At 70.0% G+C, this 26,172-nt stretch carries 25 protein-coding genes; 11 read left to right on the forward strand and 14 right to left on the reverse strand.

What is annotated here, in order from left to right; all coding sequences use genetic code 11:
- Positions 1-210 precede the first annotated feature (210 nt).
- The gene (locus CHC09_RS16460) at positions 211-1,131 is read left to right on the forward strand and encodes an SCO6745 family protein (protein WP_239138244.1); all 921 of its coding nucleotides are present in this window, start codon (positions 211-213) and stop codon (positions 1,129-1,131) included.
- Positions 1,132-1,203: 72 nt separating this feature from the next.
- Positions 1,204-1,764, forward strand: a complete 561-nt coding sequence (locus tag CHC09_RS16465; RefSeq protein ID WP_089293973.1) for a hypothetical protein — start codon at positions 1,204-1,206, stop codon at positions 1,762-1,764.
- Here CHC09_RS16465 and CHC09_RS16470 read toward each other — a convergent pair.
- Positions 1,761-2,597: a patatin-like phospholipase family protein gene (locus CHC09_RS16470; protein WP_089293974.1), complete on the reverse strand. Its 837-nt coding sequence runs from the start codon at positions 2,595-2,597 to the stop codon at positions 1,761-1,763. The genes CHC09_RS16465 and CHC09_RS16470 overlap by 4 nt on opposite strands.
- Before the next feature lie 47 nt (positions 2,598-2,644).
- Positions 2,645-4,105 carry an aminotransferase-like domain-containing protein gene (locus tag CHC09_RS16475; protein WP_089293975.1) on the reverse strand — a complete coding sequence of 487 codons (1,461 nt, stop codon included), beginning with the start codon at positions 4,103-4,105 and terminating at the stop codon, positions 2,645-2,647.
- Here CHC09_RS16475 and CHC09_RS16480 point away from each other — a divergent pair.
- Positions 4,104-5,351 (forward strand): aminotransferase class V-fold PLP-dependent enzyme, encoded by a 1,248-nt coding sequence (locus CHC09_RS16480; protein WP_089293976.1) that lies wholly within the window; start codon positions 4,104-4,106, stop codon positions 5,349-5,351. The genes CHC09_RS16475 and CHC09_RS16480 overlap by 2 nt on opposite strands.
- Here CHC09_RS16480 and CHC09_RS16485 read toward each other — a convergent pair.
- Positions 5,308-8,718, reverse strand: coding sequence for a PAS domain S-box protein (locus CHC09_RS16485; protein ID WP_239138269.1), 3,411 nt, complete (start codon positions 8,716-8,718; stop codon positions 5,308-5,310). The two genes, CHC09_RS16480 and CHC09_RS16485, sit on opposite strands and share 44 nt — an antisense overlap.
- 122 nt (positions 8,719-8,840) lie before the next feature.
- Positions 8,841-9,272, reverse strand: a complete 432-nt coding sequence (locus CHC09_RS16490) for a DUF6326 family protein (RefSeq protein ID WP_089293978.1) — start codon at positions 9,270-9,272, stop codon at positions 8,841-8,843.
- A gap of 168 nt (positions 9,273-9,440) precedes the next feature.
- On the opposite strand from CHC09_RS16490, the gene CHC09_RS16495 reads away from it, so the two are divergent.
- Both CHC09_RS16495 and CHC09_RS16500 read left to right on the forward strand, forming a co-directional pair.
- Positions 9,441-10,586, forward strand: coding sequence for a sensor histidine kinase (locus CHC09_RS16495; RefSeq protein WP_203833089.1), 1,146 nt, complete (start codon positions 9,441-9,443; stop codon positions 10,584-10,586).
- Positions 10,583-11,236, forward strand: a complete 654-nt coding sequence (locus CHC09_RS16500; RefSeq protein WP_089293979.1) for a response regulator — start codon at positions 10,583-10,585, stop codon at positions 11,234-11,236. Before CHC09_RS16495 ends, CHC09_RS16500 begins: the two co-directional genes overlap by 4 nt.
- A gap of 24 nt (positions 11,237-11,260) precedes the next feature.
- Here the strand turns inward: CHC09_RS16500 and CHC09_RS16505 are convergent, their stop codons facing one another.
- A complete protein-coding gene (locus CHC09_RS16505; RefSeq protein WP_089293980.1) occupies positions 11,261-11,956 on the reverse strand; it encodes a hypothetical protein in 696 nt (231 codons plus the stop codon).
- A 286-nt stretch (positions 11,957-12,242) separates the two neighbouring features.
- On the opposite strand from CHC09_RS16505, the gene CHC09_RS16510 reads away from it, so the two are divergent.
- Positions 12,243-12,494 (forward strand): hypothetical protein, encoded by a 252-nt coding sequence (locus CHC09_RS16510; RefSeq protein WP_089293981.1) that lies wholly within the window; start codon positions 12,243-12,245, stop codon positions 12,492-12,494.
- A gap of 141 nt (positions 12,495-12,635) precedes the next feature.
- Here the strand turns inward: CHC09_RS16510 and CHC09_RS16515 are convergent, their stop codons facing one another.
- Positions 12,636-13,382, reverse strand: a complete 747-nt coding sequence (locus tag CHC09_RS16515; protein ID WP_203833090.1) for an HAD family hydrolase — start codon at positions 13,380-13,382, stop codon at positions 12,636-12,638.
- A gap of 184 nt (positions 13,383-13,566) precedes the next feature.
- Here CHC09_RS16515 and CHC09_RS16520 point away from each other — a divergent pair, with 184 nt between their 5' ends.
- Complete coding sequence (locus CHC09_RS16520) at positions 13,567-14,112, forward strand: hypothetical protein (protein ID WP_143232374.1); 546 nt, start codon at positions 13,567-13,569, stop codon at positions 14,110-14,112.
- Positions 14,113-14,206: 94 nt separating this feature from the next.
- Here CHC09_RS16520 and CHC09_RS16525 read toward each other — a convergent pair whose 3' ends face one another.
- Both CHC09_RS16525 and CHC09_RS16530 read right to left on the reverse strand, forming a co-directional pair.
- On the reverse strand, positions 14,207-15,676 hold the full coding sequence (locus CHC09_RS16525; RefSeq protein WP_179277135.1) for a GGDEF domain-containing protein: 1,470 nt from the start codon (positions 15,674-15,676) through the stop codon (positions 14,207-14,209).
- Between the two features lie 91 nt (positions 15,677-15,767).
- The gene (locus CHC09_RS16530) at positions 15,768-16,109 is read right to left on the reverse strand and encodes a hypothetical protein (RefSeq protein WP_143232375.1); all 342 of its coding nucleotides are present in this window, start codon (positions 16,107-16,109) and stop codon (positions 15,768-15,770) included.
- Between the two features lie 337 nt (positions 16,110-16,446).
- On the opposite strand from CHC09_RS16530, the gene CHC09_RS16535 reads away from it, so the two are divergent.
- Both CHC09_RS16535 and CHC09_RS16540 read left to right on the forward strand, forming a co-directional pair.
- Positions 16,447-17,445 (forward strand): asparaginase, encoded by a 999-nt coding sequence (locus tag CHC09_RS16535; RefSeq protein ID WP_089293985.1) that lies wholly within the window; start codon positions 16,447-16,449, stop codon positions 17,443-17,445.
- 19 nt (positions 17,446-17,464) lie between these two features.
- Positions 17,465-17,953, forward strand: a complete 489-nt coding sequence (locus tag CHC09_RS16540) for a DUF4396 domain-containing protein (RefSeq protein WP_089294201.1) — start codon at positions 17,465-17,467, stop codon at positions 17,951-17,953.
- Positions 17,954-17,961: 8 nt separating this feature from the next.
- Here CHC09_RS16540 and CHC09_RS16545 read toward each other — a convergent pair whose 3' ends face one another.
- The 6 genes from CHC09_RS16545 to CHC09_RS16570 form a co-directional block, all read right to left on the reverse strand.
- Entirely contained in the window at positions 17,962-19,008 is a 1,047-nt protein-coding gene (locus tag CHC09_RS16545) for a PucR family transcriptional regulator (RefSeq protein WP_089293986.1), read from the reverse strand.
- Positions 19,001-19,792 (reverse strand): ABC transporter permease subunit, encoded by a 792-nt coding sequence (locus CHC09_RS16550; protein ID WP_239138245.1) that lies wholly within the window; start codon positions 19,790-19,792, stop codon positions 19,001-19,003. The genes CHC09_RS16545 and CHC09_RS16550 overlap by 8 nt, the downstream gene beginning before the upstream one ends.
- Entirely contained in the window at positions 19,767-20,696 is a 930-nt protein-coding gene (locus CHC09_RS16555) for an ABC transporter ATP-binding protein (RefSeq protein WP_089293987.1), read from the reverse strand. The genes CHC09_RS16550 and CHC09_RS16555 overlap by 26 nt, the downstream gene beginning before the upstream one ends.
- A 141-nt stretch (positions 20,697-20,837) precedes the next feature.
- Positions 20,838-21,572: a DUF4118 domain-containing protein gene (locus CHC09_RS16560; protein WP_179277136.1), complete on the reverse strand. Its 735-nt coding sequence runs from the start codon at positions 21,570-21,572 to the stop codon at positions 20,838-20,840.
- Between the two features lie 140 nt (positions 21,573-21,712).
- Positions 21,713-22,867, reverse strand: a complete 1,155-nt coding sequence (chrA, locus tag CHC09_RS16565; RefSeq protein ID WP_089293989.1) for a chromate efflux transporter — start codon at positions 22,865-22,867, stop codon at positions 21,713-21,715.
- An 84-nt stretch (positions 22,868-22,951) separates the two neighbouring features.
- Positions 22,952-24,637, reverse strand: a complete 1,686-nt coding sequence (locus CHC09_RS16570) for a methyl-accepting chemotaxis protein (RefSeq protein ID WP_089293990.1) — start codon at positions 24,635-24,637, stop codon at positions 22,952-22,954.
- 144 nt (positions 24,638-24,781) lie between these two features.
- Here CHC09_RS16570 and CHC09_RS16575 point away from each other — a divergent pair, with 144 nt between their 5' ends.
- The gene (locus CHC09_RS16575; RefSeq protein WP_089293991.1) at positions 24,782-25,333 is read left to right on the forward strand and encodes a chemotaxis protein CheW; all 552 of its coding nucleotides are present in this window, start codon (positions 24,782-24,784) and stop codon (positions 25,331-25,333) included.
- Positions 25,333-26,169, forward strand: a complete 837-nt coding sequence (locus CHC09_RS16580) for a CheR family methyltransferase (RefSeq protein ID WP_089293992.1) — start codon at positions 25,333-25,335, stop codon at positions 26,167-26,169. Before CHC09_RS16575 ends, CHC09_RS16580 begins: the two co-directional genes overlap by 1 nt.
- The last annotated feature ends 3 nt before the right edge of the window (positions 26,170-26,172 follow it).

Here is a 26,172-nt window from a genome sequence, read left to right on the forward strand (position 1 = left end):
GACCGAAAATCATTTACCCCATACCCCAATCATTCGGGTACGGGGTGAATAGGTCCTATTTCGAGCGACCGATACGCGGCTTTCTCGGTCGCGGGTGTGACCGAATTGGATCACTCACACCGTCTGCGATCCACCAACCGGGGCGTGACGGCGCCGTTGCTCACGTGCGATGCTACCCATCGGTAACTTCGGTGACGAAGGGTGAGTGCCATGACCGGTACGACAGATCCACGGCGCCTGGCGGAGCCGCGTTGGCAACAGGCGGCGGTGATCGATCGGGCCCTTGTGCGCCAGGCCTGGCGGGCGGCCGAGCCTGTGCACGGCATGATCTATTTCGTACCCGAGGCGGCTGAGCGGTACGCGGCGCTCGGGATCACGGGCCGGGCCGGCTACTTCGCCTCGCGGGCGGCCGCCCTGGGACCCGTCGGCGCCGAGCCGGTCACCGCGGCCTTCTTCAACTTCAACCCGCGCCTCGTCGCTGACGCGTTGCCCGCCGCGTGGGAACGAGCGACCCCGGCAGCGGTTCTGGCTGCCCGGTCGGAGGCCGCGGGCGCGGCCCTGACACGCGCCCTCGGCGACGCGGTGCGCGGCCCGGCGGTGGTCGAAGCCGCCGGCCTGGCCCGCCGCGCCGCCGAAGCCGCCGCCGCCCACCCGCAGGGCCGTCCGCTGTTCGCCGCCCACGCAGCCCTGCCGTGGCCGGAGCAGCCACATCTGGTCCTCTGGCAGGCCCAGACGGTCCTGCGGGAGTTCCGCGGGGACGGGCATGTCGCAGCCCTGCTGCTTGCCGGACTGACCGGCCTGGAGGCGCTGGTGCTGCACGCGGCGTCCGGTGAGGTGCCCGAGCGGTTCCTGCGCCGCAGCCGCGGCTGGAGCGATGAGCAGTGGGCCGGCGCTGTCGACGGCCTGCGCCGACGTGGGTTGATCGAGGGCGACGATCCGGCCCTGAGCGACGATGGGCGGGCTCAGCGCGACTGGATCGAAGCGGCCACCGACCGGCTCGCGACCCCCGCGTACGCGGTCCTCGGCGCCGAAGGTTGTAGCCGCCTTGCCGAACTCGCCCGGCCGCTGAGCCAGGCGATCGTCGCCGCGGGTTTGCTCAAAGTGGACAGCGTCGACCCGCCCAAGGCTTGACACGTCGAGCGTGAGTAGCGCCGGCACCCGGGATGGCGTCCGGCCAGCCGCAACGTTGAGAGGAACTGCGCAGTGCCTCTGGTCGGCAGTCACCTGATTGATCTACGTCCGTCGCGCAGCACGTTCACGCTGAGAGACGTCGACGCTGATGCCGGTGCCGGTGCGTCGAAGGTCATCGAGCGAGCCTGGAAGGAAGTGGCCGCCGGTACGGGCTATGAGATCTGGGTGGTTCGGGCGCAGGATCTTCTGCTGGTCGCCGTCGAAGTTCAAACCTGGGACAGCGTGCCGGACGAACCTCCACCCGGCACCGAGTGGCGCGGGCCGCTGGTTCTGCCGCTGTACTGCGCCACCGGCGATCTCATCCTGTCGGATGACGTGCGGTACCTGGACGGAATCGTCGCCCCTGCCGGACCGGGTGACTACACGGTGCAGATTTTCTACGCCGGGCGTGAGAAGGCTGTCGCGGCCTACCGGTCCATCGTCGACGTGATCATCGAACTGCCGGTCCCCGAGGCGATCGCATACCTCGACGAGCATGTCCGCGGGGTAGAACGCTACCTGCTGCGCCTTTGTCCAGGCCGCCCCGGACAAGCGCTGGGACCGTCAGCCACGCCGTCCCAGCAAGACGGCTAAAACAGCGCCGCCGCGGCTTGCGCCACGCTCGCCGCCTGGCGCCGTCCGGTTCGGGCCGAGGCCGCGCGGAACGCCGGATCCAGCACGTTGCGGCCCATCGCGGCGCGGGCCTCGGCGTCCGGGCTGAACACGGCCGAACGCACCCGCGGGCCGAGCGTCGCGAGCTGCCGCCCGATGCGCCCCGATACCCGGATCGAGGCGGTGGTCGGCGCCAGCACCAGGACCCGGGAGCACCCGCTCGCGTAGTCGACGTTGGCCGCCGATCGGACGCCACCGTCGACGTACCGCTTGCCGTCGATCGTCATCGGCGGCCAGACCAGCGGCACCGCACAGCTCGCCGCGACCGCGTCGACCAGCGGCACTCCGCTGTCCCGATCCCAGGTCACCGCCGCGCCGGTGGTGGCTTCGACGGCCGTCACCAGCAGGCGGGGGTGGGCCGGCCAGTCGTGGCTCGGCAACCGGCCCGCGATAACCGCGCGCCGATCCGCCTCCGGCACCGTCCGCGCCCGCAAGGCCTGGCGTCCCAGGCGGGCCCGGGCCTTGCGGTCGTCGCCGCCCACCGCACTCGCCGCGTACCGGGCCAGCACCCGAAGGCCGAGCTTGGCCGCGATCTCGCCGGTCACAGGTGCGAGCTGGCGCTGATAGAGCTCGTCGAGCGGGACCCCGCTGCACACCTGCGCGCCGACGACCGATCCGGCGGAGGTGCCGACGACCAGGTCGGCCCGGTCGATCGGGACGCCGGCCTCGGCCAGGCCGGCGAGCATGCCGACCTCCCAAGCCACCCCGGTGACACCTCCGCCGCCGAGTACCAGAGCCGTGGATTCTCCCGTCATGTCGGACAGCCTGATGGCGCTGTCCGCTCCTGGCAAGAGTGCGGGACCTAGTCGGTCCAACCTCTACGCGGGGTGGCGGACGGTGCCGTTCCATCCCTCGATTCCAGGTGCCTTGCCGCCTTGCTCAGCCGGTGCACGCCCTCGGACAGCTGGGCCAGGTCGGTCGTGGCCGCGAAGCCGAGGCGTAGATACGCTCCTGGCGGTTCGGCGGCGAAGTAGCCGGTGCCGGCGCTGACCGCGACGCCTTCTGCCAGGGCCGCGTCGGCGATCGTGGTAGCCGACCGGAGGGGGCCCGGTACGCGTACCCACAGATGCAGACCTCCCCGGGGCACGCCGGCGAGCGTCCATTCCGGAATCTCCGTGGCGAGCGCGGTGGCGAGGGCGGCGCAGCGCTCGCGTAGCGCGGTGGCCAGCCCGCGCAGGTGCCGATCCCACGACGGTGTGCTGAGCAGTTCGACGGCGGCTTCCTGCAGCGGCCGGGCGAGGAAGAAGTCGTCGACGAGTCTGGTCGCTCGCAGCCGGTGAGCCACGGGACCTCGGGCTATCAGCGCGCCGATGCGCAGGCTCGGTGACGCGGGCTTGGTCAGGGAGGTCAGGTAGACCACCGTGCCGTCGTCGTCGTCGGCCAGCAGAGGGCGGGGCGGCGCTTCGCCGTGGCCGAGCAGCCGCGCGAAGTCGTCTTCGAGAAGGAACGCCCCCACGGCGCGGGTGATGTCGAGGACCTGGCGGCGGCGCTCGGATGACAGAACCGCGCCGGTCGGGTTGTGGAAGGTCGGCTGGCAGTAGAGCAGCCGGGCACCGGTCGTCGCGAACGCGTCAGCGAGCAGGTCGGGGCGGATGCCGTCGGCGTCGATCGGGACGGGAACGGGGCGTAGTCCGGCGGCACGCGCAGCGGCCAGGGCACCCTGGTAGGTGGGCGACTCGACCAGGATCGGGCTGCCGGGCGCGGCGATGGATCGAAACGCCATGGACAGGGCGTCTTGCCCACCGCTGGTGATCAGTACGTCGTCGACGTCGACGTCGGCGCCGGTGAGCCGGGCGAACTGGGAGCGCAGTGTTTCCAGTCCGGCGGTTGGTGCGCGGTCCCAGGCGTCGGGTCGCCGGGCTGCCCGGCTCAGCGCCCCGCTCAACGCTTTGGTCGGTTGCAGGGAGCGGTTCAGGTAGCCGCCCGCCAGAGGGATCGTGCTCGTCGGTGGCGGGCTGAGCAGGTCGGTGACGGTGCGAGCGTCGACACTGCGGTCGCCGAGCGTCACCGTCTGCCACGACGTGTCGATCGCGGCGTGGGGCGGGCGCGCGCGGCGGCCCGCCACGAAGGTCCCGCTTCCGGGCCTGGTCACCACTATGCCTTCGGCGGCCAGCGCCGCGACTGCCCGCGCCACGGTCACCGGGCTCACGCTGTGACTACGTACCAGGTCCCGGTTGCTGGGCAGTCGGTCACCAGGCGCCAGCCGGGCGATCTCCGCCCGGAGCACGGAGACCAGAGCGGCAATAGTGCTACTCTCAAACATGAAAGAACACGATAGCGCTATCGCCGCTCCTGGAGAAACGCTGCTCGACCTCGCCGCCCTACGGGCCGACACCCCTGGCTGCAGGTCGGTGATCCACTTCAACAACGCCGGCTGCGGCCTGCTCGCCCGGCCGGTGCACCAGGCGATGGTCGAGCACCTGGACCTGGAGGCGCGCATCGGCGGCTACGAGGCCGCCGAGGCCCGCGCCGGCGAGATCAGCGATTTCTACGCCGCGACCGCGGAGCTGATCGGTAGCCGGCCCGGCGAGATCGCCTTCGCCGCCAGCGCCACCGACGCCTACACCCGGGCGCTGTCGTCCATCCCGTTCGAGCCCGGTGACGTCATCCTCACCACCCGCAACGACTTCATCTCCAACCAGATCGCCTTCCTGTCGCTACGCAAGCGGTTCGGCGTCGAGATCGTGCACGCGCCCGACGACCCTGACGGCGGCGTCGACGTCGCCGCGATGGCGCGGCTCATGCGAGGACGGCGCCCACGACTGGTCGCGGTCACCCACATCCCCACCAACTCCGGACTGGTCCAGCCCGTCGCGGAGATCGGCCGTCACTGCCGGGACCTGGACCTGGTGTACCTCGTCGATGCCTGCCAGTCGGTCGGCCAGCTCCCGATCGACGTCGACGAGATCGGCTGCGACTTCCTGACCGCCACCTGCCGCAAGTTCCTGCGTGGACCCCGCGGCACCGGCTTCCTCTACGTCGCCGACCGGATCCTGCGCGGCGGCTTCGAGCCGTTGTTCATCGACATGCATGGCGCGCGCTGGACCGGTCCCGACACCTATCGCCCGGTCGACACCGCGGCGCGGTTCGAGGACTGGGAGTTCCCCTACGCCGCCCTCATCGGCAGCGCCGCCGCCACCCGCTACGCGCTACGCGTGGGCGTCAGGTCGATCTCCCGGCGAACTCCCGCCCTGGCGGCCCGGCTACGCGACCGGCTCACCCGGATTCCCGGCGTACGCGTGCTCGATCGCGGCCCGAACCCGGCCGCGCTGGTCACCTTCGACGTCGCCGGCTGGGAACCGGCGCCGTTCAAGCAGGCCCTGGATACCCACCGGATCAGCTCAGCGCTCAGTTACCGGCACTTCGCCCAGTACGACTTCGCCGACAAGGACGTCGCCTGGGCGCTTCGGCTCTCGCCGCACTACTACAACACCGAGGACGAGGTCGACGCCGTCGCCGATGCCGTCACCCACCTCGCCGCCAGCCGACGTACCAAGGAAAGGTGTTGATCTCGACAGGGGCACCTCCCGGAGGCGATGGCGACCTTGTGCCGGGGAACTGAGGACGTCGCGTGTTCTCCGGTACTTCGGGGTCCTGAAGGCTGGTGGTCTTTGGCAGCGTGAGCGTGAAGACGCTGCCGGCCGGCCGGCCGGGCCGGTGGCCGACGGTGCCGTTGTTGGCCTCAGCCAGGGCTTTGACGATGTACAGGCCCAGGCCGTGGCCTTTGACCTTGGCGGTGCCGGCGGCCCGGGTGTAGCGGTCGAACAACTCCGGACGCAGGTGCTCGGGGACGCCGGGACCCTCGTCGTGGACGCCGATGACGACGGTGTCGTCGTGCTGCTCGACGGTGACCGCGGTGACTCCGCCGGCGTACTTGCCGGCGTTGGTGCAGAAGTTCGTGACGATCTGCTGCAGGTGGCTGGGGTGTACCAGCACCTTCAGCAGAGCCGGGCACTCGACGGGAACAGCGAGGTCGAGGCCGCCGAGAACCTCGGCCAGCGCCGGGGCGAGCGCGACGGGCTCCGGGGTGGCTTGCAGCCGGCCCGCGTCGAGTGTGCACATGGTCAGGATCTCGCCACGCAGCAGATCAAGGCGTCGTGCGCCGCGGGCAATCGCGTCGACGGCCTTGCGCTGCATCCGATCCAGGCTGTCCCGGGTGTCGGTCAGCACTTCGGCGTAGCCGGCGATCGCGGTCAGCGGGGTGCCGATCTCGTGCGAGAGCATGCCCATCAGGTCGAGCTTGAGCACGTTGGCCGCGGCGAGCTGGGCGTTGCTGTCCTGCAGCTCGGCGTTCCGGTCGACCAGTTCGGCGGCGGCGGCATCCCGGTCGCGTTCGGCGGCCAGCCGGGCGGTGATGTCCTGCACGACGGCGACGAAGTTGACCGGGCGCCCGTCGGCGTCGCGGACCAGCGACATACCGATCTGCGCGTCGACGATGCCCCCATCGACGTGCAGGAGCCGCTGGTGGCGGTCGTCGGCGCCCTCCTCGGCGAACAGCCGCGCGGCGATGCGGCGGCTTTCGGCACGGTCGTCGGGGTGGGTGAGCTCGTCGAGACGGTGGCCTTGCACCGCGGCGACCGGGCGGCCGAGCATCCGTGCGAGAGCGGGGTTGACCTCGAGGAACGTGCCGTCGAGGGTGAGGGTGGCCTGGCCGATGGTGGCGAGCGCGAACTGGCTGCGCAGCCGTTGCTCGCTGTCGGCCAGGCGGCGCTCGGCGAGCTTGCGGCCGGTGACATCGACGTTGACCTCGAGGATCGCGGCGGGGCGGCCTTCGTCGTCGTACTGCATCGCCTGCCGGCTGAGCACGGTGATGCGGGTGCCGTCGCTACGCAGGTGATCCAGTTCGCCTTCCCACTGGCCGGCATCGACCAGCGCGGCATCGACGGCGACGCGGCCGTCCGGGAAGCGGGTGCCGAGCAGCCGGTGCGTGATCCGGCCGTGCGCGGCGTCGCTGTCCCAGCCGTAGGTGGTCTCGGCGCCGCGGTTCCAGTAGGTGACCCGGCTGTCCAGGTCACGGACGATGACCGCGACGGGCGCGAGGTCGAGTAGTTCGGCCTGCTGCCGCAGCCGGGTCTGGGCGTGGTGGCGTTCGGTGACATCGGTGCACACGCCGTCGACGAACAGCTCGCCGTCGTCGTGACGTGGGGTCGCCCGGCTCCACACCCAGCGCACCAGCCCGTCAGCGCCGACCAGCCGGCACTCCACCTCGGCCGGCTGCTGCGCGCAGAGCCGGACGTGGAAGGCGTCGAAGAGATGACGGTCGTCGGGGTGCACCATGTCGGCCCCGACCAGGGCGAGGTTCCCGTCGGCCGGGGGCGGCCCGCCGAAGATGTCCGAACCGTTCGGGCTGGCGTACACCAGGCTCATCTCGCCGTCCGGGGTGATCCGCACGGTCCACAGGTAGTCGCGCACGCCCGCCACGACCCGGTCGAAGTCGCGGCGGGCCCGGGCCAGTTCGAGTTCGAGCTCCTCGGCACGGCGCCGATGCACGTACTGGCCGATGTGCGCCGCGATCGTGTCCAGCGCGGCCGTCAGCTCGTCGTCGGCCTCGCCGCTGTGCCGGTCGAACGCGGTCAGCACCCCGACCACGTCCGTGCCGTTGCGCACCGGCACAGCCACCTCGCTGCGCAGGCCCGCGGCGCCGGCGGCCGCCGCTCGGGGCAGCGCGGATCCGGGCAGGTCGCTGATCCACCGCGCCGTGCCCTGCGCCCAGACCTGACCGACCAGCCCCTCGCCGCGGGCGAACGCGTCGACGGCCCGCATCGGGGCTGTCCGGTCGGTCTCCTGCGACCAGGAGGCCAGCCGCACCAGCCGCGTGCCGGCGTTGTCCAGGTGCCAATACTCGACATACGGCCAGGCCAGGCGTTCGCCGACGCGGGCGACGACCGCCCCGGCGGCCTGCGCCGCGCTCCGCGTACCCGCGAGGGCGTCGGCGACGTCGTACTCCAGCTGCCGCAGCATCTCGCTGCGCCGCACGGAGGTCATGTCGCGGATGAAGGCGTGGAAAACCGGGCCGCCGGTCGGCTGCGGCAGGACCGACAGGGCCAGTTCGATCGGGAACTCGCGGCCACCGCGGTGCACCGCCTGCACCGCGACCCGCTGCCCGGCCAGCGTCGACTCGCCGCCGCCGGCCACCCGCGCCAGCCCGGCGGCGTGCGCGTGCCGGAACCGCTCGGGAATGATCAGCTCGCTGATCGGGCGGCCGAGCGCCTCCGGCTCGCTCCATCCGAACATCCGCTCGGCGGCGACATTCCAGCCGGTGACCACGCCGGTGCCGTCGACCGCCACGAACGCGTCCAGCGCACTGTCGATGATCATCTGGGTACGGGTCGCGGCCGCGACGGCGTCGTGCTCGCTGATCCGGGCGGCGATCTCCGCGGCAGCGGCAGCCGCGAGATCCTGCAGTACCGCCACGTCCGCGTCCGTCCACTGCCGCACCGTCGTGTCGACCGCGCACAACGTGCCGAGCACCAACCCGGCCGGCGAACGCAACGGCACCCCGAGGTAGGCGATCGCGTCATACTCCACGATCGCCGGGTTGTCCCGCAGCAGAGGATGCTCACGAGCGTCGGCGACCACGAGCGGCTCGCCGGATTCGACGACGTACCGGCAATAGGAGTGCGACATCGGGGTCTCGCGCGTCGTCAGTCGCGGCTCCTCGAGGCCGACGTGACTGACCAGGCACTGCCGTTCCGCCTCGACCAGAGACACCAGCGTCACCGGCGCACCCAGCAGTCGCGCCGCCAGCCCGCTGATGCGATCCAGCACCGGCGAATCGTTGTGACCGGGCAGGCCCGTCGCCGCCACCGCGGCAAGCCGCACCGGATTGGCAACGGCGCCGACGGCCGCGCTGGTCTCAACGCCTGAAAGCTTCATCACCACCGGACATCGGCCACCGCGCCCGGGGCACTGAGCGCCACCGACGACTTTCTTGACGAGGAAAGCACTCCTGCGCGTGTGACAACCAATCGGCTACCGCCGGCGGCTCCTGAAGAAGTTCATCCGCGTCGTGTCGGCCACGCCCAGGCGACCCGGGTGATGACCAGCAGGAGCGCTGTCTCGATCAGGGTTCCGACGATGTAGTAGACCCAGCTCTCACCGATGAGCGAGGCGCCCGCGGTCACCACGTAGAGCAGGCTGACCACGATGTTGGCGATCCGGTTGATCCGCGCCCGGGCGAGCAGCGAGACGACCACCATCATCGCCGCACCCGCGATGTACAGCGTCGTGAGCACGAGGAACGTCTGGTCGATCGCGAACCCGGTGCCGGACACCTTGCCGGCGAGCACTCCGTTGATCACATCAGCGCGGTAGAAGCCGAAGATGTCGACGTAGGCGAACACGAACAGCGTGGTGACCCATAAGCCGCAGAGCACGATCTTGACGTCGATCCTGGTGTCCAGGAGTTCGTTCGGCTGATTTCCGTTCACGGGTCGTCTCCTTCCGGCAGCCGTAGCGGTGGCCGGTCCCCAGCCTCAGCCGCACGGGCGGTGGGACGCCCGAGTCCTGTGGCCGGTGCTTCCCTGGCTCATCGGCCAGGTAGGCGGCTGGTCGCTCGGCGGGTACGCAAGGTACGCCCGATCGCTACTGTGGCAGTCGTGTGGAACCCCGCGACGACGTTGTGGGCCGCCGCGCGGCGCCCGTCGCCGTACACCCGGCGCGACCGGGCCCTCGCCGCGCTGGTGTTGATCGTGCTCGTGTTCGAAGCGGTTTTCCGGGACCTGGCCTGGCGGCCGGTAGCCGTCGTGTTCGGATGTGGCCTGGCGCTCGCGGTCCTCGTCCGGCGGACCTATCCACTCCCCGCGGTGGTGTTCGCCTTCGGAGGTTTCGCGGTCCTCGACGTCGCCGCCTTCGTGGCGGGCGCCGAACCCGTGGTCCTGCACAGCGGATGGGCGGTGTTCGTGCTGGTCTACTCGCTTCTGCGGTGGCGCGCCGGCCGCGAGGTGGCCATCGGGATGGCGGTCGTCGCGGTGGCGCTGGCAGCCATTGTCGGCGTCGACTTCCCCGGGTTCGCCGAGACGACCGCCGGGATCGCCATGGTGCTGTTGGCCGCTGCTCTCGGGGCCTCGGTGCGCTACCGGACCATCGCCCGCGGACAGTTGATCGTGCAGGCCAAACTTCAGGAACGCGAACAGCTGGCTCGAGAGTTGCACGACACCGTGGCTCACCACGTCTCCGCGATCGCGATCCAGGCCCAGGCCGGCCTGTTTCTCGCCCGGTCATCGTCGCTGAGCGGAGCGACGGAAGCCCTCGAAACCATCAACCGCGAGGCGGCCCGGGCGCTCGCGGAGATGCGCATGATGGTCAGCGCTCTACGCGACCGTCAGCAGCAGCCGTCTCTGGTTCCCCAGCGCCGGATCGCCGACATCAGAGACATCGCCGCTGACGGCACCGAGACGCTGCGCATCGACGTCGAGCTGCACGGTGACCTGACGAACCTCCCGCCCGCCGTCGAGGGTGCCCTCTACCGCGTGACGCAGGAATCGATCACCAACGCCCAGCGCCACGCCCAGCAGGCGACCCGGGTCAGGGTCGAGGTGACCGGCAGCGCTACCGAGGTCCAGCTGACGGTCTGCGACGACGGGGCCCGCATCGCCCCCGCGGCCGCCGGTCCGTCCGGATTCGGGCTGGTCGGCATGACCGAACGCGTCACGCTCCTGGGCGGCACGCTCACCGCCGGACCGAATCCGGATCACGGCTGGATCGTCCGGGCCGTCCTTCCCCGCGCAGGCGCCGCGACATGAACATCCGCGTCCTCATCGCCGACGACCAGGGCATCGTCCGGGCGGGACTGTCGACGATCCTCAACGGCCAGCCCGGCATCGAGGTGGTCGGGCAGGCGGCCGACGGGCGTGCGGCCGTCGCGCTCGCCCGCCGCCTGCGGCCGGATGTGTGCCTGTTCGACATCCGGATGCCCGTCCTGGACGGCATCGAGGCCACCCGTCTGCTCGCCGGACCGGAGATCTCCGATCCGATCGCCGTCGTCGTGATCACCACGTTCGACACCGACGAGTACATCTACGGAGCTCTCCAGGCGGGCGCCCGCGGCTTCCTGCTCAAGGGCGCCGAACCGGACCAGCTGGTCCAGGCGATCCACGCCGCCGTGCAGGGTGACGCGCTCATCGACCCGGCCGTCACCGGCAGGCTGCTCGCCACGTTCGCCACCGGCGGCCCCACCACCACCCCGGCTCAGCCGGTCCAGGCCCTGACCGACCGGGAGGAAGACGTGCTGGACAGGGTCGCGCGGGGTAGGACGAACGCCGAGATCGCCGGGGACCTGCACATCAGCATGAGCACGGTCAAGTTCCATCTCACCGGGCTCATGACCAAGCTCGGGGCCCGGAACCGCGTCGAACTCGCCATGTGGGCCTACCAGACCAACCGTGTCACGTGACGCCCGGGTCGGACGAGGGCTGACTCATGTCGTCCGGGTTGGTTCTGCCGCCCGCTGACCCAGTGGCCCGAGCTGGCTCGCACGGAAGTAGGCGGCGGTATGTGCGGCGAGGCTTGCCGCGTCGCGAACGATCGGTACGGGAGGTTCGTCCGGCTGCGGCGGGTGGCGGACGGGCAGGGGTACTCGCTGGGGTAGGCCGGCCGTGGTCAGGACCGGTGGGACGGCAGTGTGATCGGATGGAGGGCGACCGCTGTCCTCCGCGTTGGCGCGGTCCTCGCGGCCCCGCTGGCATCCGTGGAAGTAGGCGGCGGTGCGTGCGGCGACGCTTGCCGGCTCGCGGCCGACCTGGTCGTCCAGCCGCGGCGGCTGGTGGACCGCCCTGAAGAGCAGGGGAGGCACAACGCCGGCTTGCTCGGCGCCGTCCTCGGGCGAGGGCGACTCGCAGGCCCGGACGGCGAGGATCCACAGGGCCCTGATCGAGGCCAGCTTGTCCGGGTCGAGGTGTCCGACGACGGCCTCGACGATCCTCAACGTCGTGGGCGGTCGCCGGCCCGTGAAGACCCTGTGGACGGTCGCGTGTGCCGCCTTACCGTCCATCTCCTTCGCGATGTCGCGGGTGCTCTTCCTCCCGCTCGCCAGGTGCAGCTCGAGCATCGCGTCGAAGAACGCGGTCACTTCCGGGGGCTCACCGCTGACGCGCTTACGTTGCAGTCTGCCCATGCCCGACTATTCGTCTCGCGCTGTAACACTGCGTCTCATCGTGTCAGCGTGGCATCCGGAGCGGGCGTGACACAACGCCCTCTTCGGGGGAGGCTTTTCGACCCACGGGATCCGGTCGAATCTGGTCAGTTCAACTACGTAGAGTTATGCATCATTTTGTCTCAACTCGTCTCAAGGACTCGTTTACGCAGCTCAGGAGGCTAATTCTGGATGCGATCAAAGCACCTCACCCGGGCCTCGATTCTTTACGCAGAGAATCGGCAGGCGTTCGAAAGGACCGTCCACCATGACCGACGCAACCTCCCAGGAGTCCTCAGAGCGCTCCTCAGCGAGCCGGAAGGCGACGCCGCCCACCGATCACCGGCTCTTGTGGATCGCTGTCATGGCGCTGTTCGCCCTCATCGCGGGCACCCTGGCGGGTCTGCTCGCGTTTGCGGGGGATGCGAAACTGCCCGCGGCCGTCCTCACCGCCGGCACGGCCTTCGCGGGGACCGTGCTCCTGCTCCTGACGGTCGCTCATTACCTCGATCGCGAGTGAGGTTCGCCGGCGAAGCCGAAACACTGCGGGCAACAACCTGCTGCTCTTCTCCCCGCCAAGTCGTGACCGTGTCCGACCACGCGTCAGCCGCCCGCCGGCGGACCGGAAGCGGGTCAGCACCGCCTCGGGTCAGCGAAGCCGTCATTGACCGTTCCCGGCCGCGAAGGCCCGGTCGACCGCGTCGGCGAACGCGCCCAGGGAGGGGAACTCGGCCTGATAGCTCCACGCCTGGTCGGGCTCCGGGGTCGCGCCCCAGCCGGGTTTGTCGTGCCGTCGGTTGATCCATACCGACGGCAGACCCTCGCGCTTGGCGGGGACGTGGTCGTGGAACAGGCTCTGCGCCGCGTGCAGCAGGTGCTCGCGCTTCACGCCGAGCCGCGGCAGGGTCTCGTCGAGCGCCCGGAAGTGCTTGTCGCCCGGCTTGTAACCGTGCACGTCCTCAGCCGTGATGATCGCCGCGAAGTCACCCCGCAGCCGCTGATTGCTGCCGGCGAAGCCGGCCCGGTGCACATTGGACAGGATGATCAGCTGGTAGTGCCGAGCGAGCCGGGCCAGGGCGTCGGAAGAATCCGGAAAAGCAGGCCATTCCGGTACGGAGTCACCGAGGCGCTGTGCCCACTCGTCGCTGACCGCGCGACCAAGCTGGGCTCCCGTGCGCCGGAACGCCTCGGCGATCACCAGTGGATACAGCGCCGTGGGCTGCTCCAGTTCGACCGCGGCCTCGTGGTCGGCGTACGCCAGCAGCAACGCCTCGCCACCGAGTCCGAGCCCCTGCTCGGCGGCCCACGGCGCCAGCACGGCCGCGATGCCGGTCTCCCAGTCGATGAGCGTGCCGTAGCAGTCGAAGCTGACGGCCTTGAACGCGGTGAAGTCCAGGTCTGTGGTCATCCGAGGGTCCCTTCCGGCGGAATGTGCCTGCGCAAATGTACTTACCGAACCTCGTATGATCCATCTTTTGAGGTGGTCCGCGAAAGCGTGAATTCTCGCCCTTTCGCGGTCAGGCCGATTCGATGTCCGCGGTGATACCTTACCGTGGTTTTTACGGTTGACCGCGGGCCGGACAGGAGCGGACATGACGATGCGTGTGTCAGTCTGGAAGGCGATTGCGTTCATAACGGCGGTGGTCGTCGCCGCGACCACCCTGACCGGTGTCAAAGCCGCGCACGCGATCTGCCTGGCGTTGCCCCGGGATTCCGGATTCGAGCAACAGCGGTCCGGATCGGTGCGGTCGCCCTGGATCGGCGAGGGGCGAGTGGGAATTGATCGAGGAAAAGGCTACAGCCTGTCCGGATCAAACAATGCCTGGGCGCGGAACGTCAGCGGATGGAACGCGATCCGGCAATCCGTTTATCTGTACAAGGGCGAGCTGCATACGTTGACCGTCGCTATTCGGAGTTCGGGGAACGTGCGGGACGGTTACACCGGATTCCGGAACGAGGCCCAGCGTCCGGTCGCGGAGGTGAAATTCGGCCCGCTCACTCGGTATCGGACCTTGAGGGTCCAGTTCCGTCCGGCCGTCACCGGCAGGTACAACCTCTTCGCGGGCTTCTGGGCGCTGGGTCAGGACGCGTGGATCCAGATCGACGAAGTCCATCTCGAGCGCCCGTGCTGGGACTAGCCGTGGTCCTGTCCTGGGTTCCGGCCGAGGCGGTGGAGAAGAGCGCGGTGCCGCTGCCGGTTGGGTTGTGGCTGTGCACCAAGGCAACGAGCGGTCAGCCGACGGCGGCCCGGGTCGGCGGATGGCCCGGGTCCGGCACGGGGCCGAGCGGCGTTGCCGACGGGGACGGGGCGCAGATCATCGTGTTGCGGCCGGCGGCCTTCGCCGAGTAAAGCGCCGCGTCGGCTCGCCCGGTCAGCTCCTGAACGGTTTCCCTGCCGTCCCAGGTGGCTACCCCGACGGAGACCGTCTGCCCATCCGGGGTGACCTGTCGCAGGTATTCCACCAGCAGCGCGGCGTTGTCGGGGTCGGTGCCGCTCAGGATCAGGCCGAACTCCTCGCCGCCGTAACGGGCCAGCAGGTCGTCCGGACGCAGGGCCGCCTGCCACGCCGACGCGGCCGCCTGCAGCAGCGCGTCTCCGGCCGGGTGCCCGTGGGCGTCGTTGTACCGCTTGAAGTGGTCGAGGTCGAGCAGAGCGACGGTCACCGGCTGGCCGGTGCGTCGCGCCGTCGCCAGGCGGTCGGGCAGGCTGACGTCCCAGCGACGCCGGTTCGCGATGCCGGTCAGGGCGTCACGGTTGGCCAGCGTCGCCAGCTGGTCGGCCTGTGTCAGGGTCTGCCGGATCAAAAGGCCCATACGCATTATGACCAGGAGAAACAGTAGGACCGCGCCGATCGTGATGGGCGCCCAGTCGATGCTGGTGGGGTCGCTGGCGCCCTGCTGCGCCAGCACACCCGGGGCCAGCAGTGAGGCGGTGCCGAGCACGGCCAGCCGGCGCCGGCTCAGACTGGCGGTGGGCGCCGGTTGCGGCTCCGACAGCTGAGCCATGTCCGGGTGCAGGGCGGCCGCCGACCAGAGCAGGTACGTCAGCAGCCAGAAGAGATCCGCGACCAGGCTGAGTTGCTGGCTGCCGACGCTGACCAGGCCGGTGAAGACGGTATCGGCGGCGAGGACGCAGACGAGCGCGCTGGTGATCAGCCAGTAGCTGCCGGTGCGTGTCCCGGGCATGATCAACAGCCGGATCGCGATGCAGAGCAGCAGCAGGTCGCCGGCGGGGTACGCCATCGAAACGATCGACTCGCCCAGGCTCAGCGAGGTGTCCTGGGCCAGTGGCCCGATCACGTAGACCCAGCTGAGCAGCGTGACACCGGTGGACACGATGCTCGCGTCGATGAGACTGCTCCGGTCGCTGCCGCGCGCACGCCCGCGGACCAGCAGCACGGAAGCGGCGATCAACAGCGGAAAGCCGGCGCAGAAGGCGATGTCGGCGGGGGAGGGGTAGAGCTCCTCCCCCGCATAGAAGTAGGAGGTGAACATCAGCTCGCCGATCGCCCACAGGCTCAGACCGGCGGCGAACAGCAACCAGGGCAGTTTGTGAGCCGGCCGCCGGCGGCGCACACCGGTTAGGAGCACGACCACGCTGGTGACGCAGAAGGCGTCGTAGATCAACCAGCTGAGCCAGTGGTCCACCGGCACGAACGAGTAGGCGCCGATGACCACGGTTCCGACGATCAGCCACGCCACCCATGACCGAGGTCCTTTTAGCCGATGCACGGCTGGTTCCATCGGTCACTTCGGCGACGAGTTGAGCCCGCCGGCCGAGCCCGTCGCGGTGTCAGTGCGGGCTGCGCTCGATACGGTACTGCTCGGCGACGGTGTCGAACATTTCCCCGGCACCTGGCGCCACGCTGACCGTCAGCCGCGGGCCGACATGCGCCTGGATCCTTCCGGCGGCCTCCGCGGCGGTGTCCCCGGTCGTCCAGAGGAGCAGCAGCAGGACGATCCGGCCCGACTTGTCGTCAGTCACGCTGAAGTCCCAGGGCACCGGGCAGGGCGGCGGATGGGACTCGTCGGGGCAGAGCAGCCGGGCCAGCGGCTGCTGGAGACTCAGCGCGGCGTCCGTGTCCGCGCAGCCGACGATACGGATCTGGTGTCCATGGGCGTTGTCGTCTGGCACCAGGACGACGTTAGTCACGCGCCAGCGTCGCCACATCCGGGAGCGCCCGTACGGGCAGGGCAGGCGCCACGGGCACAAGGCGGCTCGGCGACCAGGCCCGCCGCGGCGGGTCCCGGCCACGAACGTTTCTCGGCAGCCCGATCGCGCCGTTCTTGTTCTCTTGCTGATTCGAGCGGCCGTGCTTCCCCGGTACCGGCTGACACCCGGACACGTCGGCATGATTGAGATGATCGCGTCTGTACTCGTGCTCATCACCGCCGTGGCCGCCCGCTGACGGCCTGACCTTCGATGAGGAAACTTGGTGACACCAGCAGCATCCTCGAGACCGCGTGTACTGATGGTCGGGCTCGGCGGCACCATCGCGATGACCGCCAATGCGAGCGGCGCCGTGGAGCCGAGACTGTCCGCGCAGGATCTCATCGACGCCGTACCCGGCCTCCTCGGTCTCGACGTCGAGCTCGAGGCACGTACCGTCCGGAACCGGCCGGGGGCGTCCTTGACCTTCGGCGACCTTCACGAACTGGCCGAGGTGCTTGCCGAGGAGTTCGCCGCCGGCGCTACCGGGGCGGTCGTCACGCAAGGCACCGACACGATCGAGGAGACCTCGTACCTCCTCGGGCTGTTGCACGCCGGCGAGCAGCCCGTCGTTGTCACGGGTGCCATGCGCAACCCGACCCTGGCCGGTGCGGACGGGCCCGCCAACCTGCTCGCGGCCGTCACCGTGGCCGCGAGCCCGGACGCCCGTGGCCTCGGCTGCGTCGTGGTCTTCAGCGACGAGATCCATGCCGCCGCCCGTGTCCGCAAGAGCCACACCATGAGCACCGGCACCTTCGTGTCTCCCGACGGCGGGCCGCTGGGATACCTCGTCGAGGGGCGGGCGCGGATCATCAACCGGCCTGCCCGCGGGTTTACGCTCCCGGCCGGGAGCCGAACCGGTGCCGAGGCCCGGGTAGCGCTGTACACCGCGACGCTGGGCGACGACGGTGGCCTCCTGCCGTCGATCATCGACCAGGTCGACGGTCTGGTCATCGCCGGCTTCGGTGTCGGTCACGTCCCCGAATCGTGGGTCGGCCACCTCGAGACGGCCGCACGACGAATTCCCGTTGTCCTGACCTCCCGTACCGGCGCGGGCTCGGTGGCGACCCGGACCTACGGCTTCCCGGGCTCCGAACAGGATCTTCTCTCCCGTGGCCTGATTCCCGCCGGCTTCCTCAGCCCCTACAAGGCCCGGGTGCTTCTCCGGCTGCTGCTCAGCACGGGGCTCGGCCAGGACGAGTTGCGCGCTGCGTTCGTCACCGCCGGCGCACTCGGAATATACCCCATGGGGGTATGTTGAAGTGGTTCAGGAGGTGCCCATGAACCACGACCATCACCACGGTACGAACTCCGTAGCGGCGGGCAGGACGACCTGGGGGGCCGCTGCGGCGGCGACCCTGCACTGCCTGACGGGATGCGCCATCGGCGAGATCCTGGGCATGGTGATCGGCACGGCGGCCGGACTGCACAACGCGGCCACCGTGACACTTTCGATCACCTTGGCGTTCGTGTTCGGCTACGCGCTGACCATGCGCGGGGTGCTGCGCGCCGGGGTGGGCTTCCGGACCGCCCTGAAGGTCGCGCTGGCGTCCGACACCGTCTCCATCGCGGTGATGGAACTCCTCGACAACACGGTCGTGATCGCCGTGCCGGGGGCGATGGACGCCGGACTGACCAGCGTGCTCTTCTGGGGGTCGTTGACCTTCTCCCTGGTCGTCGCGTTCGTGCTGACCGTCCCGGTCAACCGGTGGATGATCTCGCGCGGCAGAGGCCACGCGGTGGTCCACCACTACCATCGCGCCCACTGACCGTGCGCCTACGGCCAGCCGAGCAGACGGGCACCGAGAACGGCGGCGTGCAGGGTGAATCGTTGGGTGGGTTCGCCCGGGTGGTAGCCGGTCAGGTCGCGGATGCGGTCGAGGCGGTAGGTGACGGCCCGGACCGACAGGTGCATGTGGCGGGCGGTGGCGGTGTAGTTGCCCTGGTTGTCGAAGAGCACATTGAGCACTTCCAGATACGGTCCTGGACCGCCGCGGGCGGTGGCCAGCGGGCCGAGCACGGTGGTGACCAGGTCGGTGATCGCTTCCCGGTCGCGTAGCAGCACCGGGAAGACGAGCAGGTCGGCGGCGTTGAGCAGGGGAGTGGTGAAGTTGAGCTTCGCCGCGTGGTCGAGCGCGTTGTGCGCCTCCTCCAGCGACGCGGCCAGACCGGCCAGGCCGGGATGGGCGCGGCCGACGGCGACCTGCCAGCGTCCGGCGCCGAGTTCGCCGCGAAGCAGGTGGGCGAGTTCGGCGTCGACGCCGCGCAGGCCACCCGCGCTGATGCAGATCAGTTCCCCGTCGCGCAGGGCGGTCAGGACGTTGCCGGCGCCGAACCGGGCGACAAGCGCGGTGTCGATCCGTTGTGTGATCTGCGGGGTGATGTCGTGGCCGCGGCCGACCATGACGGCATGGGTGGCGGACAGCCGGATGCCGTAGCGGTTGGCGCGTTCGGCCAGCCGGCCGGGGTCGACCCGGCCGGTGAACAGGTCGTTGATGAAGGAGACGCGCTCGCTGCCGTGCCGGTCGAGTTCGGCCCGGGCCTGACCCGCGTATCCGTCGAGCAGACCGCCGAGAATCTGCCGAACGGAATCGAGCAGTGCCGGGCCGTCCGTCGCGGTGCCGGCGTCACCCCAGTGGGCGGTGGCGGCCCGCAGCATGGTGTCGACGAGGTCGCGAAGTTCCAGGCCGGCGTCCGCTGCCCGGGCGCCCACCCGGGCAGCCGCCTGCAGCCGATCGCCGGCCCGGGCGTGCAGCAGCGCCGTGCACTCGGCCAGCGGCCGGTCGGCCGGTGACGCCGGCGGGGCGGGCTCCCGGTCAGACACCGACGTCGCGACGGTCGAAGAGGATCACTCCGGCGATCGTGGTCCCAACCCCGACCGCGACCAGGGCCGACAGGTGCGCGGGGTGCCAGCCGGTGTGCAGCGGATCGGTGCCGATGAAGTAGTGGAACGGTGAGATCCAGCGCAGCCAGTGCCATCCACCGGCCATCCCGCTGATCACGTGCGCCATGTAGGTGGCGGCGGCGAGGGCTCCGGTGACTGCCAGGACCGTGGCACGCCGGCCGCTGACGGCGCCGACGAGAAACGCGATGCCGCCGAAGCACCAGGTCAGGGCGACCAGCCCGGCCGATGCCGCGGTCACGTACGACATGGCGATGTCCATGCCGGTGACCGGCACGACAATCAGCAGGACGATGCCGGGAAGGGCGGAGACGCCGGTGGCGACCGCGCCGGCCGCGGCCAGGCGCTGCCAGGCGAATCGGGTTCGGGAGAGCGGCACGGTCAGCAGCAGTTCCATGCCGCCGTCCTCCTCCGGCCGGGGGATCGTACGTGCCATCAGCGTGATCGCGCAGAACAGGGTGAGCAGCGGTCCGAGCAGACTGAAGATGCTGGCCTGCAGATAGCCCGCCGGGGAGACCAGGTCGGTCACGCCGAAGAAGTCGAGCATGCCCTTCGACAGGGCCTGCTGCTTGAGCTCCGCGGCCCCTTTGAACTGACTGTAGAAGCCGCCGTAGATCAGCGTGAACAGGGTGACCCCGGCGGCCCAGCCGAGGATCGCCCGGCGGTCGTCGCGCCAGCTCTTATGCACCAGCGGGGGCAGCAGCATCGCCGGCTCCTTCCGCGTGGTAGTAGAACGACAGGAACGTCTCTTCCAGGTCCGGCTCGGTCGACAGCAGGTCGATGACCTCGTGCCGGGCGGCGGCCTTGATCAGCGGGTCCAGGCGGCCGTCCATGGTGCACTTGAGCACCGGCCCGGAGACGGTCACGTCCTTCACCCCGGGCAGTGCGGCGAACTCCTGCGGGCCCACCGGGTCGGCGAAGTGGATCTCGACAGTGCGTACGGCACGCCGGCCCAGCGACTCGACCCGTTCCACCGCGGCCAGCCGTCCGTCGCGCACGATGGCGACCCGGTCGGCGACCTCCTGAACCTCGGCGAGCACATGGGAGGACATGAAGACGGTCTGCCCGGCGGCGCGGGCCTCGCGGACCATGGCCAGGAACTCCTGCTGCATCAGCGGGTCCAGGCCGCTGGTGGGCTCGTCGAGCACGAGCAGCGCCGGCTGGTGCATGAACGCCTGCACCAGTCCGACCTTCTGCTTGTTGCCTTTGCTCATGGCGTGGACCGGCCGGGACAGGTCCAGGTTGAGGCGGGCGGCCAGGTCGGTGACGTGCGACCAGGACACGCCGCCACGGGCGTCGCCGAAGAAGCGCAGCAGGTCGGCGGCCCGTTCACGGCCGGGGAAGGTGAGCTCGCCGGGGAGGTAGCCGATCCGGCGATGCAGCAGGGCCTTGTCGCGGCGTGGGTCGAGGCCGAGGACGGTGGCGTGGCCGCGGGTCGGGCGCAGGAAGTCCAGCAGCAGCCGGATCGTGGTGGTCTTCCCGGCGCCGTTGGGGCCGAGGAAACCCATGATCTCCCCGGTGGTGACCTCGAGGTGCAGGCCTTCGATGCCGCGATGGGCGCCGTAGAACTTCGTGAGGTCCTCGGCGAGTACGGCGAGGTCGGTGGTCATGCCCCTATCCTGCTCACCGTCCCGGGCACGGTTCCAGGTCGGAGTCCGGACGACATCGGACGGCGAACCTTGCCGGGATCCGGAAGAGCGTCAAGCGCTTCCGGGTACGGCAGGACCGACGCCCGCCGCGAACCGTCGAACTCAGCCCAGCGCCGCGCCCACCTGGTCGGCGAGGGTCAGGGCGACCCGGCGTTCGCTGAGGGACACGGCCGTGTGCGGCGCCGCGCGCAGCAGGTACCTGCCGTGCAATCGCCCGCCGTGCTCGACGAGCAGCTCGATGTCGGTGTCGGTCGGCAGGCCGTCATGGTCGACGTCCCATCTGACGTCTTTCCACATGATCTGGCCGTCACGTTGCAGCCGTGCGGGGTCGCCGAGGCCCGCCACGCCGGATTGGTACCGGGCGGTCTGCAGATGCAGGGCCTCGACCAGATCCGAGGCGACCTGTCTGATCAGTTCCTGCCGGGAGCCACCGCCGGTCGCGCCGCTGGCCGCGGCGGCGTGGATCCCGGCGAGATAGCCGGCCTCGCGGCTGGCGACGTCCTGCTGGCGACGGCCCCAGACCGCCAACTCGGTCACCGCAGCGCCGACGATCATGAGCAGCACGAAACCCTGGGCCCCGGATCGGTCGGCGATCAGGAACTGCTCATACGGCGCGATGAAGAAGTAGTTGAACCAGGCGCCGGCCGACAGCGCTGCCAGGTATCCGGCCAGCCGGCTACCCAGCGCCGCGACGGCGACCACGACCACCACGAGCAGCAGCGCGACGTCGACTATCTCGATGCGGGCGCGCACGGGCGCCAAGGTCGCCGCGACGGCGAACGGCGCGACGACCGCGAGCCCGACGCGGACGCGATTGCGGTTGATCCAGCTGGCCACCCCTCGACTGTACGACCGCAGGCGTGCCGGGAAGGGGCTAAATGTCCAGATTTGAAGCTACTCGGTCTCTCGCTGAGCGAGACGGGCGGACGGCGGGTGGCGACGTACTCCGAAGGCCCGCTTTTCGCCGGGCGGTGACCTCAGATCGGGCCGCCGGCCAGGACGATGACGATCCCGGCGGCGGCCGCCGCGGACAGGGTCAGGACGGGGCCCCGGCGCAGCCCGAGGGTGAGCCCGGTGGCGACGGCGAGGACCGCGTACTGCCAGGCCTGGTCGAGGGCCAGCGCGAGCGGTACGGCGGAGCCGAGGATGGCGCCGATGGCGGCCGGGCCGGCGCCGTCGAGGAACGCCCGGACATGTCGGTTGCCGCGGAGCCGGTCGAAGCGGTCCGCACCGAGCAGGATGAAGGCGAACGAGGGGCTGAACGCGACCGCGGCGGCCCACAGCCCGCCGCCGAGACCGGCGGCGGCGTAGCCGACGACGGCGACGGTGTGTACGACCGGGCCGGGGGTGATCTGGCCGAGGGCGACGGCGTTGAGGAACTGGGCGCCGGTCATCCAGTGGTGCTGGTCGACCGCGTCGGCGCGCATGAGCGGGATGATGACGAAACCGCCGCCGTACGACAGTGCTCCGACCTTGATCGCGGTCCAGGTCAGCGCCAGCAGGGCACCGCCACCGGCCCCGCCCGCGGCCAGCACCGGCAGCGTCGGCTTCGTCCGGCGTGCAGCGGTGGGCACTCGCTGCGCCAGGACTTCGGCGAGACCACAGGCGACCAGCAGCAGTACCAGCCACGGGCCGACCGTGGCGGCGGCCAGCGCACCGGTTAGCAGGTAGAGCGTCCAGCGCGTGCGGCTGCTGTGCTGCGGCGCTCGGTGCCAGCCGGGCGGCATCAGACCGGTTCCGGCCTGCAGGGCGACCGCGGCGACGGCCGCGCCCGCCCCGGCGCCGGCCGCCTTCACCCAGATCGGCGGGTCACCCAGGAACAGCGCGGCGAGCGCGAGGATGACGATCAGGCCGGGCAGGATGAACGCGGCTCCGCCGACGAGCGCGCCGGCACGGCCCCGCACCCGCCACGCGCAGAAGATCGCCAGCTGGGTGGAGGACGGACCGGGAAGCAGGTTGCAGGCGGCCACCGCGTCCTCGAACTCCCGTGGGTCGAGCCACCGGCGATCCTCGACGCACAGCCGGCGCAGCAGGGCGATGTGTGCGGGCGGCCCGCCGAAGCCGACACACCCGATGCGCCCCCACCGCAGCAACACCGTCGTCAGGTCGGCCCGGAACCGGGTGTCGCGCATTCAGCGCACCTCTGCCGCCATGCCCCGCAGATTACATCAGCGGATCTGATGCGGAGGGCCCGTGCGAGCGGCGGATCCGATCGCTCACCGGAAGCTGTCGAACTTGGCCTCCAACTCGGGGCCGAACATGTCCTGCCCGGCCTGGGACCTGCCCGCCGACGCGCCCCGACTCGGGTAGTTCCCACCGTCGGCCGCGTTCAGGGCGCCGTACCCGCGGTACTGCCCGCCCGACCGGCCGTTGCCGATGTTGAAGAACTCCATCATCGTCTGCAGCTGCGCGGTCTGAGCGGACAGCTCCTCGGCGGTGGCCGCCAGTTGCTCGCTGGATGAGGCGGCCTGCTCGGTGACCCTGCCGATCTGCCCCATCGCGAGACTGACCTGGTGTACGCCGGTGGACTGCTCCGAGCTGGCCGCCGCGATCTCCTGCACCAGGTCGGAGGTCTGGATGATGCTCGGGATGATCGTGTTGAGCAGGTCGCCGGCGCGTTCCGCGGTCTGCACGCTGCCCGAGGCGAGCTCGCTGATCTCCTGGGCCGCGATCTGGCTGCGTTCGGCGAGCTTGCCGACCTCGGTGGCGACGACGGCGAAGCCCTTGCCGTGTTCGCCGGCCCGGGCCGCCTCGATGGTGGCGTTGAGGGCCAGCATGTTGGTCTGGAACGCGATGTCGTCGATGATGCCGATCTTGCTGGTGATCTGCTTCATCGCGTCGACGGTGAGCTGGACGGCCTCGCCACCCTCCAGCGCCTCGGCCTTCGCCTTGGCCGCGATCTCCTCGGTGGCGGTGGCGTTGTCGCTGTTCTGTGAGATGCCGGCGCTCATCTGTTCGAGGCTCGAGGTGGTCTGCTCGACGCTGGACGCCTGCTCGGTCGCCGCCTGGGAGAGGGCCTGCGACGCGCCGCTGATCTGATTGGCCGCGTTGTTGATGTGCGCGGACGAGTCGACCACCGTGCCGACCGTGTCGGAGAGGCGATCCATCGCGGCGTTGAGCGCCACCGCCATCTGACCGACCTCGTCCCGGCTGTCGACCTTGAGGCGCTGGTCGAGGCGCCCGGCGGCGAGTCCGGCGAGCACGTCGACAGTGCGCTGCAGCGGGCCGGCGATGGATCTGGTGATCAGCGCGACCATGCCGAAGGTGAAGACCAGCGCGACCAGCAGCAGCAGGATCATCACGAGCCGGGACGAGCCGTACGCGCTGACCGAGTTGTCGATCGAGGTCTGGGCGGCGCCGCGTTCGGCGTCGAGCAGCCGGCCGAGGGCGGTTTCGATCGCGTCCATGAGTGGGCCCAGCTCGCTGGCGGCGGTCTGGTTGAACGCCTTGATGTTGTGCGAGGTGGCGTAGGGGATCAGCTTGCTCTGCGCGATCGACGTGTACGAGGCGACGGCTCGGGTGATCGTGTCCCAATCGCCGTCGCTGCCCGACAGGTCCAACCTGGCGACGGCTTCCATGTCGCTGTTGAAGGTATTCAGGGTGCTCTGCACTCGATTGGTCGCTGTCGCGGCCTCCGCGCCGTTCTGCGCCATGGCCAGACTGCGGACCGCGAGGCGTATGTCCCGGTAGGAGATGGCGAACTTGTCGAGGGCGGTGATGTTGCCCAGGTTGGTCCGGTACATGTCCCGCAGCCGGTCCTGCGCCTTGTGGAGCTCGTAGACCGCGAGCCCGCCCATGGCCAGCAGCAGCACGCAGGTGACGATGGCCGTACAGCGAAGCTTCCAGGCGACCGACAGGTTCCGGAGCCCGAGGCCGGACTTCTCCGCCACGTGTGACGCCATGTGACGCTCCTAGGTTGGGCAGGCTTCGCCACTCAGCCTAGGTACGTTTGGTGGGATATAAGTGACAAAAATTCATATCCCGATCCGGGCTCTCGAATTAATGGTCGGATTATGCGCACGCACCCCCGACCGAGAGGACCTACGGTGACCGACACGTCGGCCCGCGTGGGCTCGGGCCGCTTCCTGACCTTCACGCTGAACGGCGAGGCGTACGCGGTCGACATCTTCCACGTGCTGGAGATCCTGGAGTACCGGAACCTGACCGTGGTGCCGATGATGCCCGCGTTCATCCGGGGCGTCATCAACCTGCGCGGCCGGGCGGTGCCCGTGATCGACCTGGCCATCCGGTTCGACCGGGGCGCCACCACGATCCGGCACCGGACCACCATCATCATCGTGCACCTCGACGACATCGGGCTCGAGGACGGCGACGGCGGCAGCCAGGACATCGGGATCCTGGTCGACTCGGTGAACAAGGTCGTCGAACTGACCGAGGACGACATCGAGCCGGCCCCGTCCTTCGGCTCCGGCATCCGCGCCGACTACATCAGCGGCATGGCCCGGCGCGACGGCGATTTCCTGATTCTGCTTGACGTGGGACAGGTTCTGTCGATCAGCGAGATGGTCAGCCTCAGCAACGCAGCCCGAGCCGGTGGCCAGACCGTGGAACCGACCGAGTCGCCAGAAGGACCTTGATGCAGCATCCGCTGAACCTGCGAGAGATCGGATCGGCCGAGTTCGCCTACATCACCGGCGTACTCCACCAGGAGACCGGGATCCGTCTCCAGCCCGGCAAGGAAGCGCTGGTCGCCGGGCGGCTCGACAAGCGCCTGCGCTCGCTGGGCCTGGCCGGCTACCCGGAGTACGTCCGATACCTGCGGACCCAGCCGGAGAGCGGGCCCGAGATGATCCAGCTGATCAACCTGCTCACCACGAACGAGACGTTCTTCTTCCGCGAGCGGCAGCACTTCGACTTCCTGCGCGACGTGGTCGTTCCGGCGCGGGACCGGGGGCGGCCGTTGCGGCTGTGGAGCGCGGCCAGTTCGAGCGGTGAGGAGGCGTACACGGCGGCAATGGTCTTGTCGGAGACGCTCCTCGACCACTCGTGGGAGATCGTGGGAACGGACATCTCGCGCCGGGTCGTGGAGAACGCCCGCCGCGGCATCTACCCGCTCGCCGCGGCCGACCGGATCCCTCGGCAGCTGCTGCGCAAGTATTGGCTGCGCGGCCGGGAGGAGTACGACGGCTCGATGGCGGTGAACCGGCGGCTACGCGAGCGGGTTCGCTTCCACCACGACAACCTCATGGGCCGCCTGAGCCACCACGGCAGGTTCGACGTCATCCTGCTGCGCAACGTGATGATCTACTTCGATCTGGAGACCAAGCGCGAGCTGGTGCTGCGACTGCAGGAGATGCTGCAGCCCGGCGGTTACCTGATCGTCGGCCGGTCGGAGTCGCTCAACAGCATCCCGTCCCGGCTGCAGATGATCGAACCGTCGATTTACCGCGCTCCTGGACAGTCGCGTGGCTAGTGT

Origin of the sequence: Actinoplanes regularis (assembly GCF_900188005.1) — a bacterium.
GTDB classification, from domain to species: Bacteria; Actinomycetota; Actinomycetes; order Mycobacteriales; family Micromonosporaceae; genus Actinoplanes; species Actinoplanes regularis.

Coding starts and splice junctions, on each gene's coding strand:
- CHC09_RS16460 (WP_239138244.1), top strand. CDS start 211: ATGACCGGTACGACAGATCCACGGCGCCTGGCGGAGCCGCGTTGGCAA.
- CHC09_RS16470 (WP_089293974.1), bottom strand. CDS start 2,597: ATGACGGGAGAATCCACGGCTCTGGTACTCGGCGGCGGAGGTGTCACC.
- CHC09_RS16480 (WP_089293976.1), top strand. CDS start 4,104: ATGAAAGAACACGATAGCGCTATCGCCGCTCCTGGAGAAACGCTGCTC.
- CHC09_RS16475 (WP_089293975.1), bottom strand. CDS start 4,105: ATGTTTGAGAGTAGCACTATTGCCGCTCTGGTCTCCGTGCTCCGGGCG.
- CHC09_RS16485 (WP_239138269.1), bottom strand. CDS start 8,718: ATGAAGCTTTCAGGCGTTGAGACCAGCGCGGCCGTCGGCGCCGTTGCC.
- CHC09_RS16500 (WP_089293979.1), top strand. CDS start 10,583: ATGAACATCCGCGTCCTCATCGCCGACGACCAGGGCATCGTCCGGGCG.
- CHC09_RS16505 (WP_089293980.1), bottom strand. CDS start 11,956: ATGGGCAGACTGCAACGTAAGCGCGTCAGCGGTGAGCCCCCGGAAGTG.
- CHC09_RS16510 (WP_089293981.1), top strand. CDS start 12,243: ATGACCGACGCAACCTCCCAGGAGTCCTCAGAGCGCTCCTCAGCGAGC.
- CHC09_RS16515 (WP_203833090.1), bottom strand. CDS start 13,382: ATGACCACAGACCTGGACTTCACCGCGTTCAAGGCCGTCAGCTTCGAC.
- CHC09_RS16520 (WP_143232374.1), top strand. CDS start 13,567: ATGACGATGCGTGTGTCAGTCTGGAAGGCGATTGCGTTCATAACGGCG.
- CHC09_RS16535 (WP_089293985.1), top strand. CDS start 16,447: ATGGTCGGGCTCGGCGGCACCATCGCGATGACCGCCAATGCGAGCGGC.
- CHC09_RS16540 (WP_089294201.1), top strand. CDS start 17,465: ATGAACCACGACCATCACCACGGTACGAACTCCGTAGCGGCGGGCAGG.
- CHC09_RS16550 (WP_239138245.1), bottom strand. CDS start 19,792: ATGCTGCTGCCCCCGCTGGTGCATAAGAGCTGGCGCGACGACCGCCGG.
- CHC09_RS16555 (WP_089293987.1), bottom strand. CDS start 20,696: ATGACCACCGACCTCGCCGTACTCGCCGAGGACCTCACGAAGTTCTAC.
- chrA (WP_089293989.1), bottom strand. CDS start 22,867: ATGCGCGACACCCGGTTCCGGGCCGACCTGACGACGGTGTTGCTGCGG.
- CHC09_RS16570 (WP_089293990.1), bottom strand. CDS start 24,637: ATGGCGTCACACGTGGCGGAGAAGTCCGGCCTCGGGCTCCGGAACCTG.
- CHC09_RS16580 (WP_089293992.1), top strand. CDS start 25,333: ATGCAGCATCCGCTGAACCTGCGAGAGATCGGATCGGCCGAGTTCGCC.